The organism is Labrenzia sp. THAF82 (assembly GCF_009363435.1).
Classification (GTDB): domain Bacteria; phylum Pseudomonadota; class Alphaproteobacteria; order Rhizobiales; family Stappiaceae; genus Roseibium; species Roseibium porphyridii.
The window spans coordinates 6,133,850-6,150,321 of record NZ_CP045354.1 but is presented as its reverse complement, the minus strand read 5'-3'; the positions used below and the strand labels follow the sequence as shown (position 1 = coordinate 6,150,321).

Genomic DNA, 16,472 nt, shown 5'->3' with positions numbered 1-16,472 from the left:
CAGCTTGAGGCTATTCAGGTGCCGAAAAACGGGATAACAGGTGCACACGTAATCGTGCTCGACGTGAGGGAGAATGAAATGAAGGGTTCGAAAATCGTCTTGATTGATCGCCACCCTGGCCGGTCCGCTCAGACCATTGGTGTTGCCAGAGAACTGGGGACCGATCCTGAACTTATTCACGAACCCTCAGTCGGTGTTGTCGGCACGAAAGGAGACAGCCAGTGTTACCTCGGCGTTGCCTCCAAAGTCGACGCCATTCATGAGCACCTCAAATCCCGGATTGGCAATGGTCCGGACCAGCTGAAATACAGACTGGTGCAGCCTGAATTCACCATCGCGACCTCTGACGGCATCCGGAACGGGACGCGTGAGATGCGCTATTCGCTCCTGGGCCGGGAAGTCACCAACGATTCCTTGTGTGAGCATCTGGAGGCGACAGGCCTTGCCGGAACCATCGCCGTGGTCGCCTGCGACAAGCCGCCAGTCGGTACGCTTGCAGCCGTCCTGGAACACAATGAACCGGCAATCATTATGTCGGACGGCACCATCCGGCCGGGCCGGGACCCCGAAACCGGAGAAGCTCTGGATATTGTCAGCGCTTATCAGGTTGCAGGTCATCCGGATCCGGCGGTCCGCCATCGCATTGCCTGCAATGCCTGCCCGGGCATTGGCAGTTGCGGCGGCATGTTTACCTATAACACCATGCAAACCTTCATCGGTGTTGTCGGACTGCAACCTCTTCATATGGTTGCGCCTGCTTCCGACGACCCAAGGCGCCTTGAAGAATTTCCGGCTGAGCTTGTTTCGCATCTCGCCGCCATGATGACATCCGGGCTGAAGCCGCGCGATATCGTCAAGCGGGATTCGATCCGCAACGCCGTGATCGTGGCGATGGCCATCGGTGGGTCCACAAATGTGGTTCTGCACGTACCGGAAATCGCACGTGCCGCCGGTTATGAACACTTCTGGCGTGATGTCATGACACCGGAAGAATTCAATCACCTGTCGAAAAACGTTGTGCCGGTCCTTACCAATGCCCGCCCATATGGCGCGTATTCCATGATTGACATCGACCGCGTCGGGGGCGTCCAGGTTATTGTCAAGGATCTGCTGGATGCAGGTCTTCTGAACGGCGACATGATGACATGCACCGGACGCACACTTGCCGAACAGGTTGCCGACCTGAACACCCCTGCGCCAGATGGTGATGTCATTCATGGGGTGGCAGAACCTTTCAAGCCGACAGGCGGGCTCAGAATGCTCGGTGGCAATCTGTCACCGGATTTCTCGGCTATTTTGAAACTTGCGGGCGTCGAAGGTGGTCTGGAAGACAATCTCTTCAAGGGCCGTGCTCGTGTGTTTGAAGGTGAAGCCGATCTCATCAAAGCGCTTGATGAAGCGCCAGACAGCTTCCAGGACAAGGACATGATTATCGTCCGCTACTCCGGGCCGAGCGGTGCTCCTGGGATGCCGGAAATGCTGGATCCGACCTCCCGTATCACGACACTTTGCCGCGAACGCGACATTGTTGTCGCCCTGATGACGGATGCGCGCTTTTCAGGAGGTTCTGTTGGCCTCGTGATCGGTCATGTCGGACCTGAGGCGGCCCTGGGCGGCCCGATTGCATTTGTCGAAGATGGCGATGCCATTATCGTTGATCTGAACAGCAACACATTGAACTGCTTGGCTCTCGAGGACCCTGAGGTTTTCGCCACTCGCAAAGCGGCGTGGGACAAGATCGTCGCCGATAATGGCGGTCAGCATCCCAATTGTGGTGTTGCCGATACAAGACTGTTGCACAGGGCGCGTCACACCGCCGTTCCTGCTGTTCGCGGTGGCGGTATGCATCCGAACCGTGAAGTCTGGGTGCGTGAGCCAAGGCAGGCGGAAAAATCGGGCTTCGAGCCAAGCAACCGTCACCGGGGTACTTGATCACGGCCGGTCCCGACCGGATTGCTCATTCCAAGTGAACCAGGCGCCGGCAAGTGCTCTTTAGAGTGGTTGCCGGTCAGACATTTCTGCGTCTTACCTGCCTGCTGGCGGGTCAGGCTTGTTCGGGTCAGTAACAACCGTTCTGCGCTTCGATGTCTTCTTGATGCAGCGTGTCTGCAGCAAGAAATCGGATTTGCAAACTTCGTAATCCTCGTCACAGACCGGGAATCCCGCACTTTCTATTCTGACTTCACGTTGGGGCACCTGCTCCATGGTTGAAGAGAAGGAAAGATGGAAATGCCCCGCGTATCAAACACATTTATTACATCTTACAAAGTAAGCGACCTGAATGCAGACGACAGGACATCCGCAACCAATTCTGATGAAGACAGATTTGATTTCAGCGGTGTGTCACCGGACGAAGATGCAGAAGGTGGGGAGTGGATCCCGATCGAAACCATGCACCCCCCTATTTGGAAGCCAGGCCAGGCGGGTGGTCATTCCAGTTTCGGCGAACCCCAATCCTTTGTAACCGATGAGGACATTCCGAACAGTTTCGATGACTTCGGATTTTTTTAAAGAACCGGTCGCCGCGCTGGGCGATCTCAAAGGTCAGATTGCTGTTTTTTGAAAGACCAGTGTGATCGAACCGTCGCTCTCCAGCTGGTCTCCAGTGGCACTGAAACCGCATTTTTCAAGCACATGGATTGATGCGAAGTTTTCCGCAGCAACGGTTGCGATAATGGAAGGCAAGGCGAAGCGGTCAAAGCCATGGCTGCAAGCGGCAGACACGAATTCTGTTGCATAGCCTTGCCGCCAATGGTCCACATCAAGGGCGTATTTGATTTCAGGAGTTTTCTGATTGCCGGGATGCACCAGACCTCCAAACCCGATCGTTGCGCTGGTGTCTTTTGCCGTCAGAGCCCACATCCCATACCCGCGCTTTTCATAGTTGGTCTGGGTGACCGACAACCAGGCCCTGGCCTCGTCCGCGGAGAGTGGTGATCCGTCATCAATGTATCTACAGACTTTCTGGTTGCCGTAGACAGAAAGCAAGGTGTCAAAGTCGTTGCGCCGCCATTTCCGAACCTTTAGTCGCGAAGTCTCAAAAACAATCATGAAGAGGCACTTCTATTGGAAAGGCGTCAAATCGCTTTTACTGTCTGGGTCAATGCGTGTCTTGTGAAAACGTCCGACCTTTTTTTTGTGATGATCTAGATCTTGGCAACCCGCTGGTCAACATGATCGATCAGCTCCTCCTTGACCCTATCAAAATCGACGGTTGGTTGATCTGGAACTTCCTTGGCCAAATTGGCTATGGTGACCTGGTTCCGTCCAGCCGCCTTTGACTTGTATAGGGCATCGTCGGCCGACTGCATAAGATCCTGCGGCAGTGATCCGTGCTCAGGATAGGCTGACAGTCCGACGGAGATGGTAATCTTCGGCAGTGACTTTTCGCCATAACGCACGGTGATCTTTTCGATCAGTTGACGGATTTCCTCGGCGCGGTTTTCGGCTGCCTCCAACGTCGTGTCGGACAGCAGCAGCATGAACTCCTCACCGCCAATACGACACGGCAATTCTTCAACACCACATGCCTGTTCCAGCGTCGACCCGACAGCGCGCAGAACCATGTCGCCTGCGTCATGCCCGTGATTGTCGTTGAACCGCTTGAAGTGATCGACGTCTATCGATGCCAGCACAAAGGGCGCTTTCGTGCGCTTTGACGTCTCGACATTTCGCCTCAGAACTTCAATGAAATGCCGCCGGTTAAAGAGGCCGGTCAGTGGATCCCGAATGGATTGCTGGTGCAATTGATCACGCATCTTGCTGTTGGCAATGGCAAGGCTGATTTGTTCTGCGGCAAGCTGGGCGAGGCGGTAGCTTTCGAAAAAAGCATCCGTCGAAATGTCCGGCAAAGGTTTCAGATGCATCATGCCAACGGTTTCGCCATGCGCCAGGATCGGGATGCAATAGTAAGGGCCGTCGTCATGAGGCTGCGTGTGTTCACAGGCGAACTTGATATCATCGGTCTTGAACGAGTAGCCACGTCCACGACGCAGCGACCAGCAGTCGTCGGGACGAATGTGCTCATGCAGCTCTCCGCCATTCCATGCGCAGGTCCCGTCCAGAACGTCGCGCGAATTGGAAAAGACGTAGACGCTGCCGCTGCTCTCCGGAAGCAGCTTCGCCATGAATGTTTCAATCATCGCGTAAAGTTCGTCGGTTGATGTGCTCGACTGAAGCCATTCATTGAGATCGGAAAGCAGCTTCATTTCTTGTGTTTGTGCCCGCTCACGGGCATTGCGTTCCAATTCGATCTTCCGTGTGTCCTCCAACCGGTGACGCAGGTCGTTCAAGGTACGTGCAAGCTCGCCGATCCCATCCCGACGCTGCGCTTCTTTCAGATCGGGAATAGCTCCGTCACTTGCCCAGCTGGCCATCGATGAGTTGATACGCGCGATTGGTGGTTGGATTTCCCGATAAACCAGCAGCGAAACGAGAGCGGCACCAGCCACGAGTGCAACAAGAAACGCCGTCAATGTCAGGAATGAAGTCCAGGCCTTTTGACAAGCTTCCAATGCCCAGTCATGCAGCGATCGGGACAACCGGTCTTCGATGGATTTGAGCGCGTCGATGCGGGCAGTCGTTGCGTCCCACCAGTCCTTCCCGGATACAAGCGCCGTGCTGGTGCCGTAGGGACTCTGCTGCGCAATTTCCCGATACTCCTGAACGCGTGTTTCCAATGGACCGTGCTGCAGCTTGCTCAAGAGGACGAGAGCTTCGGTCGGCGCATTCTGGCGAAACTGAGAAAACATGTTGTCCTGTTGCGCGACGAGGCTCAAAAAGCGCTGGTAGGTCTCGGGTTCAAAACTCCCTGACCCAAAGCCGACAGCACCCATGGCGCGCTCAAGACCTGCATGTTCCTTGGCGTGCTGTAGTGCGATATAGGCCGAGATCTGGTGTAGAACTTCCGCATTGTCGACCGAGAGCTTCATTTTTTCTATTGCTTCGAGAAGCTGAGCGACGATGCCCGTATAGTAGTTTGCAATGTCCGGCACCGTAATCTGAAGAGCATCGACTTCCTGTCGGATCTTCGTCAGGTTCTTAAGGTCAGCGAGCGCCCCGTTGTAAGGGTCTGTGAAGTTGGAGGCGGCAAGTTTCCCGGAGGGCGTTCCAACTGTCGCCTGGAGCCTTTTCAGGTCGGCATCTGTTTCGGATCTCTCATCTTTGATCGACTGCTTGAACGCCAATCCTCGAGAGCCGACTAATCCAGCAGACGTTCCCCGTTCGCGCTGAATATCGTGAACCAGATCTGACAGTATTGGTGCCACATTGAGAACTTCTCCGATGGCTTCTGCCCTTTGCCAGGCTTGATATTCAACGTGGATCTTCTGTGCGCTTATGGCGATCAGGGCCAAGACCGGTACCCAGCACACAAGGGCGAGCTTGAATGCAATCGATCGATTGGCAAGAAATGATGACATAAGGCGCCTCTTCACGATGAATGCCTCTGATTGTGGGCGACAGATCTACAATTTGGGTAAAGCGCGGCCGATTAATGTCAGCTGATTGCCCAAATGAGGCGTCTGGTATGGCAAGAGGTGAATTTCCAGGCACACTCATGCTGGGGTCGTCTGGATAGTAGATTGAGAAACAACAACTTTAAGAAGCGGCGGCTCCAGGTAGCATTTGGTTAAGTAAAACCGGAGAAAGCGCCTTTGATGGAGCCGAGGTTGGCAAATCTTCAGTCGGTGTGGCCGGTTCCTGGTTGGAGCACCCTCCCCAGGCGACGTAAAGTGGGGCTGCAACTTATGGATTTTAAGCGTGTTTTGGCCCTCGAAGCACTTTCCGATCCGGCTTTCGGACCCATCTGCTATTTCTGAGGGTGTGCTCAAAAAATAAACGTGCCAAAAAGATTTGCAAATCGCGATTTCACTCTCTAACGTTTGGCGCAGTAGAGACCCAGCTTATCGCTGGCACAGTTGAAGTAACGGGAGACGTTCATGTTCTACAGCAAAATCGTCGCGGCTGCGGTCGTGGCATTCGGAGCAACGGCCGCGGTGGCCAGTGACAAGACCTCTGTCCCTTTTGCTCTGGACTGGAAATTTGAAGGACCGTCCGCGCCCTATTTTGCCGCCATTGACAATGGCCATTTTGATGAGAAGGGCTTGAGCGTTGAGATCACCGCGGGGTCCGGGTCCCTGGATGCAATTCCGAAGGTCGCAACAGGTGCATTTCCGATCGGGTTTGCGGATATCAACAGTCTGATCAAATTCCTCGACCAGAATCCGGGTGCACCCGTCATTGCTGCGATGATGGTTTATGACAAACCCCCTTTTGCCGTCATTGGGCGTAAGTCACTGGGCGTTGAAGGTCCGGCAGACCTTGCGGGCAAGGTTCTCGGCGCACCGCCACCGGATGGTGCCTGGGCGCAGTTCCCGATTTTTGCTGCCGAAAACAACATCAACATGGATGACATCAAGGTTGAGCCGGTCGGGTTCCCGACCCGCGAACCGATGTTGGCTGAAGGAAACGTTTCGTCCATCACGGGCTTTTCGTTCAGCTCCTATTTGAACCTCGTTCGTTTGGGTGTGCCGGAAGAAGACATTTCGACCATTTTGATGGCAGACCACGGTCTCGATCTTTACGGCAACGCGGTCATCGTCAACACGGAATTCGCAGCCGCGAACCCTGAGGTGGTCAAAAACTTCCTTGAGGCTGTTGCCATGGGCTGGAAAGATGCAATCGCTGATCCCGAAGCTGTCATTCCTGCGCTGGTCAAGCGCAACCCGGCAGCCGATGCCGCGCTGGAACAGCGCCGCCTGCAGTTGGCGATCGATGCCAATGTCGTCACGGACTATACGAGCGCGAACGGTATGGGCGGTATCGACGCGGATCGCATGGCCAGTGCCATTGAGCAGATCGGTACTGTCTATGACTTCCAGAATGAGCCTGACGCGAGCCTCTATTTCACGGACGCCTACCTGCCTGAAGGCGGTTTTTCTTTGAAGTAAAAAAGGCAGGGGGCTTCATGCCCCCTGGCCATCAAGGATCTCATGACAGCATTGATTGAAATAAAGGGCGTGCGGCATGCCTATCCGACGGCTGCCGGGCCACTGCCAGTTCTGGACGGACTTGAACTGTCGGTCGAGGAAGGCGGTTTCTGCGCCGTTGTAGGTCCTTCCGGCTGCGGCAAGTCGACATTGACGCGCCTCATTGCCGGACTGATGCGTCCTGATGAAGGCGAAGTCTGGCTTCATGGCGAACGCGTGCGAGGGCCTCGCTCGACAGTCGGCATGGCATTTCAAAATCCGGTTCTACTGGAATGGCGCTCAATCTTGAAGAACGTCATGCTGCCCCTTGAAATCGTTCCGAACGGCTTGAAAGGCGAAGCCGCGAAAGACCGGGCGCGGCATTTGCTGTCATTGGTCGGACTGGAAGGATTTGAGGACAAACGTCCGTCGGAACTGTCGGGAGGCATGCGGCAGCGCGCGTCTCTGTGCCGGGCTCTGGTGCATCAGCCGGAAGTGCTCATTCTGGATGAACCTTTTGGCGCGCTTGATGCCTTCACCAGGGAAGATCTTTGGCAAACGATGCATGACCTGAAAGCCAAGGAACCGTTCACCGGAGTGCTGATCACCCATGACCTCAGAGAATCCATTTTTCTGGGGGATCAGGTTGTTGTGTTGTCCGGTCGGCCCGCACGCACGCAATATGTCATGACCATCGACCGGTCAGCGCCCGCAAATCTGGAAGAACTCTACACGGCAGAAGCAGCCGAGAGGCTTACAATCCTGCGGCATCAGATTGAAATTGCCCAAGGGCGCGTTCCCGAAGAGGTTGCATCATGAACGGACGCTTGCGCAATGTGATCGTACCGATGTTTGCGATGCTGGTTTTCCTGCTGCTGTGGGAAGCGCTTGTCTGGGTGAATGACTGGCCCAACTACAAGATGGCGTCGCCGAGTGATCTATGGCCTGCCTATGTGCGGTACTGGGAACTGTTCCTTGTCATGGGCTGGCAGACGCTTTGGCGCACAATCGTGGGGCTTTTGCTGGCAGTTCTCGTCGGTATCGCATTTGGAATGGTGATGGGGTTCTCACGCACCATGAGGGATGCTCTCTATCCGCTGCTGGTCGGCTTCAACGCAATCCCGAAGGCAACGGTTGTTCCCATCGTCGCGCTTATGTTTGTCGGCGCCCACGACTTCAATACGGTTCTGATCGCCTTCATGATCTCCTTTTTCCCGATTGCCGTTTCTGTGTCGATCGGGTTGTCCACCCTGGAGCCTGAATATCGCGACATCCTGAGATCTCTCGGAGCATCGCAAACAACGATTTTCTGGAAAATCGCATTGCCGAAAACGCTCCCTGAGTTTTTCGGAGCTTTGAAGGTGTCGGTGACACTGGCTTTCATCGGGACCAATCTGATGGAGATCGTCAGCCCTCATGGAAGGGGACTGGGTGCGCTGTTCGACAGTGGGAAAACCAACTCGGACTATCCGCTCATGTTCGCGGTTCTAATTGCTTTGGCCCTGCTTGGCATCGTTCTCTATTACATCGTAGTCGGTCTGGAGAAAATTTTCGCAGGTTGGGCTGAGCGCACGCCAAGCTGAGCGGCTTGGCGCAAGTCTGCGCAATTTGCCGCCTCCCACGTGAACTTGGAGGCAGATCACTCACGCTGGCCGAGGGTGTGCGGGTCTGGCATGCGCTTCCGAAGCCGCAGCTTGCGATTATGTGCAACGCGGTTTCAATTCACTGACCGGCTTTTTCGGAACAGGGCATAGGAATTCCTTTCCTTCATTACCAATTGTGAGGATAGCTACTGGAACGATTGAGATGACACGGAGTGAGTATGTCGGCTCTCAGAATGCCCTCACCGTTCAGGTTTATCGCGCGTCTTCGTCAATTGCGCGACGATGAAAGGCAGCAGGCCAGTTCAAACCAGTTCCTGGCACAGGCTCTTGAAAACGAAAAAATGGAGGGGCACCGCCTCGCTGTGATTGCCAGAACGGTGGCGATGTCCATAGTCGCGCTCCTTCTGCCCTTCCTCAATCCGAGCCTGAGCGTGCTTTATTATGAAGCATGGGTCGCGGTGTTTATCGCTCTCGGCTGGCTGCAGCTGCGGCTGGCGCGCGTCGGTTATTCGCGCACGGAACTTGGCCTCATCTTCCTGGATGTTAGCCTGCTGACACTTCTCTTCATCACACCCAATCCCTTTTTCAGTGAGGACGTGCCGACCGCGTTCATCTACAGGTTTGACAATTTCATCTACTTTTTCATTTTCCTGGCGGCTGCCACACTGGCCTATTCCTGGCGGACGGTTTGGGCGATTGGCACCTGGGTGGGTGTGCTCTGGTTGGCCGGTTTCATCTATGTTGCGGTTTTCGGACAGAAAATTCCCGAGCTAAGCGAAGCGACTGCAATCGCTTTTGAAGGCCATTCGATTGTCGGAAGCGAACTGGATCCCAATAGCGTCCGCCCTTCAGTACGCATTCAGGAAATTGTCGTTTTCCTGATCGTTGCGGCCATGTTGGCGCTCAAGGGCTGGCGATCGAACCAGCTCCTGATGCGACAGGCCAATCTCGCGGCGGAGCGTGCGAACCTGTCGCGTTACTTTCCCTCCAGTCTGGTCGATGTTCTGGCCTCGACGGATCGCGATATCGGGGCTGTTCGAACACAGGAAGTGGCAGTGCTGTTCACGGACATTGTCGGCTTCACCCAGTTTGCCGAGCATCATTCACCTGAGGAAGTCATGGACCTCCTGCGCCATTATCATGCCTTCGTGGAACGCTCCATTTTTCAAAATGGAGGTACGCTTGATAAATACCTGGGTGACGGCGTCATGGCGACTTTCGGAACGCCGGAAACCAAATCCGGCGACGCCGCCAATGCGTTGAAAGCAGCGTTGCAGCTCATTGACGAAACCGAGGCCTTCAACAAGGACCTGCAATCCAGAGGCATTGAACCCATCAAGGTCTCTGTAGGTGTTCATTTCGGCCCGGTGATCCTGGGTGACATAGGACCGTCGAGACGGCTGGAATTTGCTGTTGTCGGCGACACAGTGAATGTGGCCAGCAGGCTGGAAGCGTCCACACGCGAACTTGGGTGCAAGTGCGTCGTCAGTGAAGAACTGATGCGCCGTGCGGGTCTTGACGAGAACGCGTCCAATCCGGACTTCAAGTTCTCGGCCAAAAATCAGATAAAGCTGAGAGGCCGGGAAACGTCGATAAACGTCTGGACCGTGTGAATTCTTTCCATGGCCGGTTTGCGGGGTCCTCGGGTATGCACCCCGCAAGCCAAAGTCATTTCATGGAACTGATGCCAAAGAAGTTGCCTTCGGTATCCTGACACAGGCTGACCCAGCCATAGTCTCCAATGGAGAATTTGGGTCTTATGATCTTGCCACCGGCAGCGCTGACGCGGCTCTCCTCGACAGCACAGTCTTCAGCTGAAAAGTAGACAACGGTACCACCAGGGCCCGGGGATGCGTTTTCAGATTTCGACAAGGCTCCACCGGCACCGTAGGCGCTCATGTCGGCTGGGAAACTCATCATCTGATTTTCGCCAGTCGGGTCGCCTATCGGCTCCAGCGTCTGGTCGAATACCCTCTCATAAAATGCAACTGCGCGATCCATATCCTCGACATAAATATCAAACCATCCAACGGCGTTCATCTTCGACATTTTCAACTCCATCCGGTCGTGTTGAACATGCCGGTTACCTAGCAAGCCGCTATTTGCCTGTATTGTAGATTTCAGACATCGAACTTGCGGGAATATCGGGCCGGCGTGTATCCGGTCGCCTTTCGAAAAGAATGAATGAAGTGAGATTGATCTGCATAAGACAGCGATGGCTCACCTTTCAAAGACTGCTGCAATCGAAGCACTTTCAGAAAATCATGAGGCGCGAAACCCAACGTTTTTTTCAAGACGCGTTGAAGCTGCCGTGGCGACATTTGCGCAACCGAAGCCATATCGGCAACAGAGTGTATCTGTTCAAGCTGACGAAAGATCTTCTCGGTCACCGGGTTTGCAACAACGTGCTCGCTGACCAGAAGCCTCTCGACAAATTCGGTGAGCAATACCTGTTTTCCGGCAAAGTCACTCTGTTTGACAAGTTGATGGTTGAGTTCGGCCAGTTGAAGGTCGCCCGAATAAGGCTCCGCAATCATTCCGTAGGAACTCTTTTCCCTTGCGGATTGCCAGACACCCGGCAAAAAACGGATATTGACGTAGTGAAACTGTTTTCCAAGATTGAGTTCTTCGGAGGTCGCTTGCAGTCGCGTGACACCGGAAATGGAACCATCAAGCTGGTCAAAGACAGCGTAGGTGCATGCATCGGGCAGGGCGTGAAAGCTGTAGTCCTCTTCAAGGCTCTCATTTGTTTTGAGCTCGAGGAAGCGATGCACAACATCTTGCAGGTGTTCCGGGGGATCCACCTCGGTAAACGTCACGGATTGTACGGCCCTTGCTTTGCCGTTTCCTCTGGGCTCGTACATGATGGCGCGTTTCTCACGACTGGGGGAGTGCGATGTGTCTCATCATTTTAGCGAGCCAGCGTTCAATGAGAAAGACCAGTAACTGTCCTTCTTCGGATGTCACCAGCGCTGAAAGGCGCATCCGGACGTGTGCCGTTTGACATCTCATTAGCGCAGTTCAATTTGATGCAATTGTTTCGGCGTCATGAACCCTCGGGAAGGTTTTCAAGCCAGTCTAAACCCTGCGCAACCCATTCGGCGGGAATCGAATGACCGCGTTGGTGAAGGCAAAGTTCAAGAACTCGTCCGCTGTCGCTTTTGTCCCAGCGTGAGCAAGTGAGCCGTTGATCGCCGCTCGCCACTTCGCGTGCTTCGCCCGCAACCCCGTTTGTTTGAGATAGAATGTCAAAGCCTTCGGTGATCGGCATGGAGTTGTAAATCCCGATTTCGTCAAAGGCGACCACCCCATCTGAGAGGCCGTGAATATGACGCAAATTGACTGGGCCGGCCGGGCATGTCTCCGGATTCGATCGCCAAAAGCCACCGGCAATGGGCGCATAGGCACGGAAGAGATCGCCGCTGTAGCAGGCAACGTTCCAGACCATTGATGCTCCGCGTGAAAAACCGGATGCCAAAGTCTGCCTTTCATCGATCGGCCAGCGTTTGCGAACGTCGTCGACAACAGCGCGAATATAGGCAGCTTCATCGCGTCCACTTTCAGCCCGACCCTCACCGATCTGACGCCAATATCCGGTTTCGGCAAACGGAGCCACAAACAGTGCATTGCGCAGGGTCGCACCATTGACCATGGCCTTGTTTCGAAAAGTTGCCTCGGGTGAGCTGTTCCAGCCATGAAAATAGACCACCAGACGAAGCGGCGTCTCGTTGTCCCAGCCTTCTGGAACCGCTACCAGATAGTAACCGCCAGGAACTTCGCACGGCGTTTCAGACCCGCACGCATGCGCAGCCTGTGGCAACAGCAACAAGAGGAATGAAAACAGGAAAATTCGCATCTATAAGCCTTGGTCACAACACGTGACGATCTTTCGCGCATGACATGAAGGCTGCAAGGCACATGTCCGTGAGCCGTTGAATTTATGTGGCTTCAGACACCGAATTTGTGGCAGGCAAACCTCATTTGGCTTGCTTCCTTTGGCCACTGGACCTTCCGAAACTGTCCCCCTATGTTGCACCTGCGAAAAGAAAGGTGCCGCGGAGAGCAGCCGTGGTCCAGGGAGGGTGCACAATGATCATCTGCCGGTCAAAGGCGGACATGCGGGCGACTGTGCGAGATTGGAAACGAAGCGGCCAGAGCGTCTCGCTGGTGCCGACGATGGGATATTTGCACGAAGGACACTTGAGCCTTGTGCGGATGGCTTTGAAAAGATCCGACAGGGTTGTTACCAGCATCTTTGTCAATCCCACGCAGTTTGGCCCGAGCGAGGATCTGGACACTTATCCGCGCGACGAAGAACGCGATCTGGCGTTGCTGACTTCCGAAAATGTGCATGCTGTTTTTGTGCCGGATGTCGACGAAATGTACGGCGCTGGTGGAGACACATTCGTCGAGGTGCCCGGACTTTCGGGTATTTTGCAAGGTGCGTTGCGGCCGGGACATTTTCGCGGTGTTTCGACGGTTGTCAGCAAACTCTTCAACATCGTCGCTCCTGATATCGCGGTGTTTGGTGAAAAGGACTATCAGCAACTCACCCTGATCCGACAGATGGTCCAGGATCTCGACATGCCAATTGATGTTGTTGGCCACCCGACAGTGCGCGAACCGGACGGACTGGCAATGTCTTCGCGCAATGTTCGTTTGAACGCGCGGCATCGTCAGGAAGCCCTTGCTCTTTCGAATTCCCTTGATCTGGCTGAAGGGCTTGCAAAGTCGGCTCCCGACATTGCCGCTCTTGAAAAAACGATCCGGCAAGAGCTTTCAAAGGCACCGTCAGCGGAAATCAGGAGTGTCGACATCCGGGATGCTGAAACGCTTGCAGAACTGGAAGGACGTGTGGATCGGCCTGCAGTTGTGTTGCTGGCTGTTCGGTTCGACACGGTGTTGCTGATCGACCAGCGCGTGGTTGCTCCCGACTGAGAAAGCGTCCCCAAAGAGATCAAGCTCCTTCGAAAGGAAATCGTATGAGCGCGCAAAAACCCCTTCGCCGGATCACGGCTCCTCAGATAGCCAAGCGCAAAGGTGGCGAGCCCATCGTCTCTTTGACTTCCTATCATGCGCACACTGCCGCTATCGTCGACAAATACGCGGATTTCATTCTCGTCGGCGACAGTCTCGGCATGGTGATGCACGGCATGGAATCGACTGTCGGCGTGTCGCTCGACCTGATGATTATGCATGGAAAGGCCGTGGTGCGCGGCACCAGGCAGGCTCTCGTTGTGGTGGACATGCCCTTCGGCACTTACGAAGAAAGCCCGTCTGAGGCTTTCCGGAATGCTGCACGTGTCATGAAAGAGACCCAATGCGGAGCGGTGAAGCTGGAGGGCGGAGTTAGAATGGCAGAAACCATCCGCTTCCTTACGGAACGCGGCATTCCGGTCATGGCACATATCGGCCTGACCCCGCAGTCTGTTCATGTCATGGGCGGGTTCAAGACACAGGGGCGCGAGCAGGATGACTGGGAACAGCATTTTGAGGACGCAAGGGCGGTCACCGAGGCCGGTGCATTCGCGTTGGTGCTGGAGGGAATGGTGGAGCCGCTGGCTGCACAGATCACAAAAGACATTCCCATCCCGACCATTGGGATTGGCGCTTCCGCAACGTGCGACGGTCAGATCCTGGTTTTGGAAGACATGCTCGGCCTCAATCCGGCACCGCCAAAATTCGTCAAGGTCTATGGCAATCTGGGGGGCCAGATCGAGGCAGCGGTCAAAGCGTATTCAGACGACGTCAAGGAACGCAGTTTCCCGGGTGAAAAGCAGGTCTACAGGTAGGGACAGTTCCAAGAAATCAATAAACGCCCGATTTCCGGCTGCATCTGCGGGACAGTCGGATTAGTCTCCCTGCATGTTGAAGTTCAATCCAGCTTTTGACACGCTTTATGAAGCCCTTCTGGTACGAGATCCGTCTTACGATGGGCGCTTCTACGTTGGTGTGTCTTCCACCGGAATTTTCTGCCGTCTGACGTGTCCCGCGCGGAAGCCGAAACGGGAAAACTGCACCTTTTATGAGACGGTCGCACAATGCTTTGACGCCGGTTTTCGGCCGTGTAAACGCTGCAAGCCAACAACACCAGAAGCGAGTGCGGACCCGGTCGTCAAACCGCTTGTCGAGGCCCTCGAAAAGCGACCTGCCTATCGTTGGGGTGAGCCGGATCTGATCGAACTGGGATTTGACCCATCCACCGTAAGACGGGCGTTCAAGCGGCATTTCGGCATGACATTTCTGGAGATGGCGCGACAGCGGCGCTTACAGGAAGGGTTTTCGACACTCGCCAGTGGAGGCAAAGTAATCGAGGCGCAGATCACAGCGGGATTTGGCTCGCCAAGCGCTTTTCGTGAGGCCTTTGCGAAAATTCTCGGACAGGCGCCGGGTGCTTTTTCCAAAGACGCATTGCTCGCTGCCGACTGGGTGTCCTCGCCGCTCGGTCCATTGGTCGCCGTTGCTGACAAGTCGCAGCTGCACCTTCTGGAATTTCTCGATCGCAAGGCTCTGCCGGCCGAATTCAGAAAGCTTCAAAGCTATGCAAAGGGTAAAATCGGATTTGGCAGGACCGCGGTCACGGATCAGATCCAAGAGGAATTAAACCGGTTCTTTGAAGGACACAGCGGCGTCTTTGAAACCAGGCTTGCGCTGCATGGCTCCGCATTCACTCGGGATGTGTGGCGTGAGCTGCTGAAGATCCCCGCAGGCGAAACGCGAAGTTATTCAGAACTTGCCAGTGCCATCGGCAGGCCGGATGCCGTGAGGGCGGTTGCCAGGGCAAACGGCGCCAACCAGCTCGCACTCGTTGTCCCCTGCCACAGGGTGCTCGGATCAGATGGATCGTTGACGGGCTATGGTGGCGGGCTCTGGCGCAAGCAGCGATTGATCGAACTGGAGCAAAGCTACCGGCAAAGCCCGGGGGCCTGAGACCCCGGAGCCAACCGAACAATATCCGACTATTCGCTGTTTGGCAGCCGAACGGTGCCGGTTTCATTGTTGTAGCTGTGCAATGATGGATACCGCTGCTGCCAGCTGATGCGTCCCTGCGGGTCGTAGCTAAGCAACAATCCTTCGTAACTGTCGAGCTGGCCCCGAGGATAACTGGAGCGTTGACGCGCCGCGCTCTGAATTTCTGTCGGCGCAACGACATAGCACCCGGTCAGTCGGGCAAATGCACTGATAAAAGAGTGCCCGTTGCCGGAATTCAGTCCCCGAGCCTCCAAATAGGAACCGTCTCCGTGACTGGAAGTGTGTTCACCGGCAATACGTGCCACAAGACAGCCGCGGAACCAGATTTTGAATACCTTGTCACGGACATCCGACCAGGGCGACATGGTGCTCGAACTCAATCCGGTGCCGATGTGAAATGTTCCGGGCGACCCATGCGCGTTGAGCACCAGGTTTTCAATTCTGCCGCCTCGGACACGGCCCGCCGCAGCAACAACCAGGTCGACAATATCGCGCTGAGTATCGGTCGAGCTGACCCTCTTGGTCTCGTCCATGGTGTAAATTCGGTTTGAACGCGTGTCGTTCAGGCACATCGAAGGCGAAGTTATCGTAATCATGACCCGGTCCCTTTCGATCGGTATTCAGTCTTCAGCCCACTCAGATGAGAATTGCCAAGCTATCGAGCGCAGAAGCAGCATTATCCAAGAACAGTTTAACCTGGGGGGAGTGTGGAGAGATGTGATAGTCATCACAAATGCCTGTATTCAGGTTCTGAAATCTTGGATGATGTTTGTAAATTTAAGAAGTCTCGGACCCAATGCATATTGGACTGAGTCATCTAAGCTTCCGAATACAATTTAGAAACATTCGGGCGTATAACTGAACACAACGGATCACCACTCGAAACTGTTGGCAACCGTCTGCGAACAGGCCAAGATATTGCGGCTGA

15 protein-coding genes are annotated in these 16,472 nt (G+C 54.8%); 9 read left to right on the top strand and 6 right to left on the bottom strand.

Annotated features, from left to right (window positions below; translation table 11 throughout):
- Positions 1-78: 78 nt before the first annotated feature.
- Both FIV00_RS28295 and FIV00_RS28290 read left to right on the top strand, forming a co-directional pair.
- Positions 79-1,932 carry a dihydroxy-acid dehydratase gene (locus tag FIV00_RS28295; protein WP_152503826.1) on the top strand — a complete coding sequence of 618 codons (1,854 nt, stop codon included), beginning with the start codon at positions 79-81 and terminating at the stop codon, positions 1,930-1,932.
- A 297-nt stretch (positions 1,933-2,229) separates the two neighbouring features.
- A complete protein-coding gene (locus FIV00_RS28290) occupies positions 2,230-2,511 on the top strand; it encodes a hypothetical protein (RefSeq protein WP_152503825.1) in 282 nt (93 codons plus the stop codon).
- 33 nt (positions 2,512-2,544) lie between these two features.
- Here FIV00_RS28290 and FIV00_RS28285 read toward each other — a convergent pair whose 3' ends face one another.
- Together FIV00_RS28285 and FIV00_RS28280 are read right to left on the bottom strand one after the other, a co-directional pair.
- A complete protein-coding gene (locus tag FIV00_RS28285; protein ID WP_152503824.1) occupies positions 2,545-3,051 on the bottom strand; it encodes a GNAT family N-acetyltransferase in 507 nt (168 codons plus the stop codon).
- 95 nt (positions 3,052-3,146) lie between these two features.
- Positions 3,147-5,420, bottom strand: a complete 2,274-nt coding sequence (locus FIV00_RS28280; RefSeq protein ID WP_152503823.1) for a nitrate- and nitrite sensing domain-containing protein — start codon at positions 5,418-5,420, stop codon at positions 3,147-3,149.
- Between the two features lie 519 nt (positions 5,421-5,939).
- On the opposite strand from FIV00_RS28280, the gene FIV00_RS28275 reads away from it, so the two are divergent.
- The 4 genes from FIV00_RS28275 to FIV00_RS28260 all read left to right on the top strand — a co-directional run bounded on the left by FIV00_RS28275 (position 5,940) and on the right by FIV00_RS28260 (position 10,185).
- A complete protein-coding gene (locus tag FIV00_RS28275; RefSeq protein WP_152503822.1) occupies positions 5,940-6,950 on the top strand; it encodes an ABC transporter substrate-binding protein in 1,011 nt (336 codons plus the stop codon).
- A gap of 42 nt (positions 6,951-6,992) precedes the next feature.
- Positions 6,993-7,787 carry an ABC transporter ATP-binding protein gene (locus FIV00_RS28270; RefSeq protein ID WP_152503821.1) on the top strand — a complete coding sequence of 265 codons (795 nt, stop codon included), beginning with the start codon at positions 6,993-6,995 and terminating at the stop codon, positions 7,785-7,787.
- Positions 7,784-8,551, top strand: a complete 768-nt coding sequence (locus FIV00_RS28265; RefSeq protein WP_152503820.1) for an ABC transporter permease — start codon at positions 7,784-7,786, stop codon at positions 8,549-8,551. The genes FIV00_RS28270 and FIV00_RS28265 overlap by 4 nt, the downstream gene beginning before the upstream one ends.
- Positions 8,552-8,790: 239 nt before the next feature.
- Positions 8,791-10,185 (top strand): adenylate/guanylate cyclase domain-containing protein, encoded by a 1,395-nt coding sequence (locus FIV00_RS28260; protein WP_152503819.1) that lies wholly within the window; start codon positions 8,791-8,793, stop codon positions 10,183-10,185.
- A 55-nt stretch (positions 10,186-10,240) separates the two neighbouring features.
- Here the strand turns inward: FIV00_RS28260 and FIV00_RS28255 are convergent, their stop codons facing one another.
- From FIV00_RS28255 to FIV00_RS28245, 3 genes are all read right to left on the bottom strand, one after another.
- On the bottom strand, positions 10,241-10,621 hold the full coding sequence (locus FIV00_RS28255; protein WP_152503818.1) for a VOC family protein: 381 nt from the start codon (positions 10,619-10,621) through the stop codon (positions 10,241-10,243).
- Positions 10,622-10,692: 71 nt separating this feature from the next.
- Complete coding sequence (locus FIV00_RS28250; RefSeq protein ID WP_152503817.1) at positions 10,693-11,436, bottom strand: AraC family transcriptional regulator; 744 nt, start codon at positions 11,434-11,436, stop codon at positions 10,693-10,695.
- 182 nt (positions 11,437-11,618) lie between these two features.
- A complete protein-coding gene (locus FIV00_RS28245; RefSeq protein WP_152503816.1) occupies positions 11,619-12,428 on the bottom strand; it encodes a PHB depolymerase family esterase in 810 nt (269 codons plus the stop codon).
- 233 nt (positions 12,429-12,661) lie between these two features.
- On the opposite strand from FIV00_RS28245, the gene panC reads away from it, so the two are divergent.
- From panC to FIV00_RS28230, 3 genes are all read left to right on the top strand, one after another.
- Positions 12,662-13,510, top strand: coding sequence for a pantoate--beta-alanine ligase (panC, locus tag FIV00_RS28240; protein WP_152503815.1), 849 nt, complete (start codon positions 12,662-12,664; stop codon positions 13,508-13,510).
- A gap of 44 nt (positions 13,511-13,554) precedes the next feature.
- Positions 13,555-14,364, top strand: a complete 810-nt coding sequence (gene panB, locus FIV00_RS28235) for a 3-methyl-2-oxobutanoate hydroxymethyltransferase (protein ID WP_152503814.1) — start codon at positions 13,555-13,557, stop codon at positions 14,362-14,364.
- 73 nt (positions 14,365-14,437) lie between these two features.
- A complete protein-coding gene (locus FIV00_RS28230) occupies positions 14,438-15,502 on the top strand; it encodes a bifunctional transcriptional activator/DNA repair enzyme AdaA (protein ID WP_152503813.1) in 1,065 nt (354 codons plus the stop codon).
- A 29-nt stretch (positions 15,503-15,531) separates the two neighbouring features.
- Here the strand turns inward: FIV00_RS28230 and FIV00_RS28225 are convergent, their stop codons facing one another.
- Positions 15,532-16,140, bottom strand: a complete 609-nt coding sequence (locus tag FIV00_RS28225) for a hypothetical protein (protein WP_152503812.1) — start codon at positions 16,138-16,140, stop codon at positions 15,532-15,534.
- Positions 16,141-16,472: the final 332 nt, after the last annotated feature.

What these genes read in the sequence shown, in the direction of transcription:
- FIV00_RS28295 (WP_152503826.1), top strand. Translation starts at nt 79, where the DNA reads ATGAAGGGTTCGAAAATCGTCTTGATTGATCGCCACCCTGGCCGGTCC.
- FIV00_RS28290 (WP_152503825.1), top strand. Translation starts at nt 2,230, where the DNA reads ATGCCCCGCGTATCAAACACATTTATTACATCTTACAAAGTAAGCGAC.
- FIV00_RS28285 (WP_152503824.1), bottom strand. Translation starts at nt 3,051, where the DNA reads ATGATTGTTTTTGAGACTTCGCGACTAAAGGTTCGGAAATGGCGGCGC.
- FIV00_RS28280 (WP_152503823.1), bottom strand. Translation starts at nt 5,420, where the DNA reads ATGTCATCATTTCTTGCCAATCGATCGATTGCATTCAAGCTCGCCCTT.
- FIV00_RS28275 (WP_152503822.1), top strand. Translation starts at nt 5,940, where the DNA reads ATGTTCTACAGCAAAATCGTCGCGGCTGCGGTCGTGGCATTCGGAGCA.
- FIV00_RS28270 (WP_152503821.1), top strand. Translation starts at nt 6,993, where the DNA reads ATGACAGCATTGATTGAAATAAAGGGCGTGCGGCATGCCTATCCGACG.
- FIV00_RS28265 (WP_152503820.1), top strand. Translation starts at nt 7,784, where the DNA reads ATGAACGGACGCTTGCGCAATGTGATCGTACCGATGTTTGCGATGCTG.
- FIV00_RS28260 (WP_152503819.1), top strand. Translation starts at nt 8,791, where the DNA reads ATGTCGGCTCTCAGAATGCCCTCACCGTTCAGGTTTATCGCGCGTCTT.
- FIV00_RS28255 (WP_152503818.1), bottom strand. Translation starts at nt 10,621, where the DNA reads ATGTCGAAGATGAACGCCGTTGGATGGTTTGATATTTATGTCGAGGAT.
- FIV00_RS28250 (WP_152503817.1), bottom strand. Translation starts at nt 11,436, where the DNA reads ATGTACGAGCCCAGAGGAAACGGCAAAGCAAGGGCCGTACAATCCGTG.
- FIV00_RS28245 (WP_152503816.1), bottom strand. Translation starts at nt 12,428, where the DNA reads ATGCGAATTTTCCTGTTTTCATTCCTCTTGTTGCTGTTGCCACAGGCT.
- panC (WP_152503815.1), top strand. Translation starts at nt 12,662, where the DNA reads ATGATCATCTGCCGGTCAAAGGCGGACATGCGGGCGACTGTGCGAGAT.
- panB (WP_152503814.1), top strand. Translation starts at nt 13,555, where the DNA reads ATGAGCGCGCAAAAACCCCTTCGCCGGATCACGGCTCCTCAGATAGCC.
- FIV00_RS28230 (WP_152503813.1), top strand. Translation starts at nt 14,438, where the DNA reads ATGTTGAAGTTCAATCCAGCTTTTGACACGCTTTATGAAGCCCTTCTG.
- FIV00_RS28225 (WP_152503812.1), bottom strand. Translation starts at nt 16,140, where the DNA reads ATGATTACGATAACTTCGCCTTCGATGTGCCTGAACGACACGCGTTCA.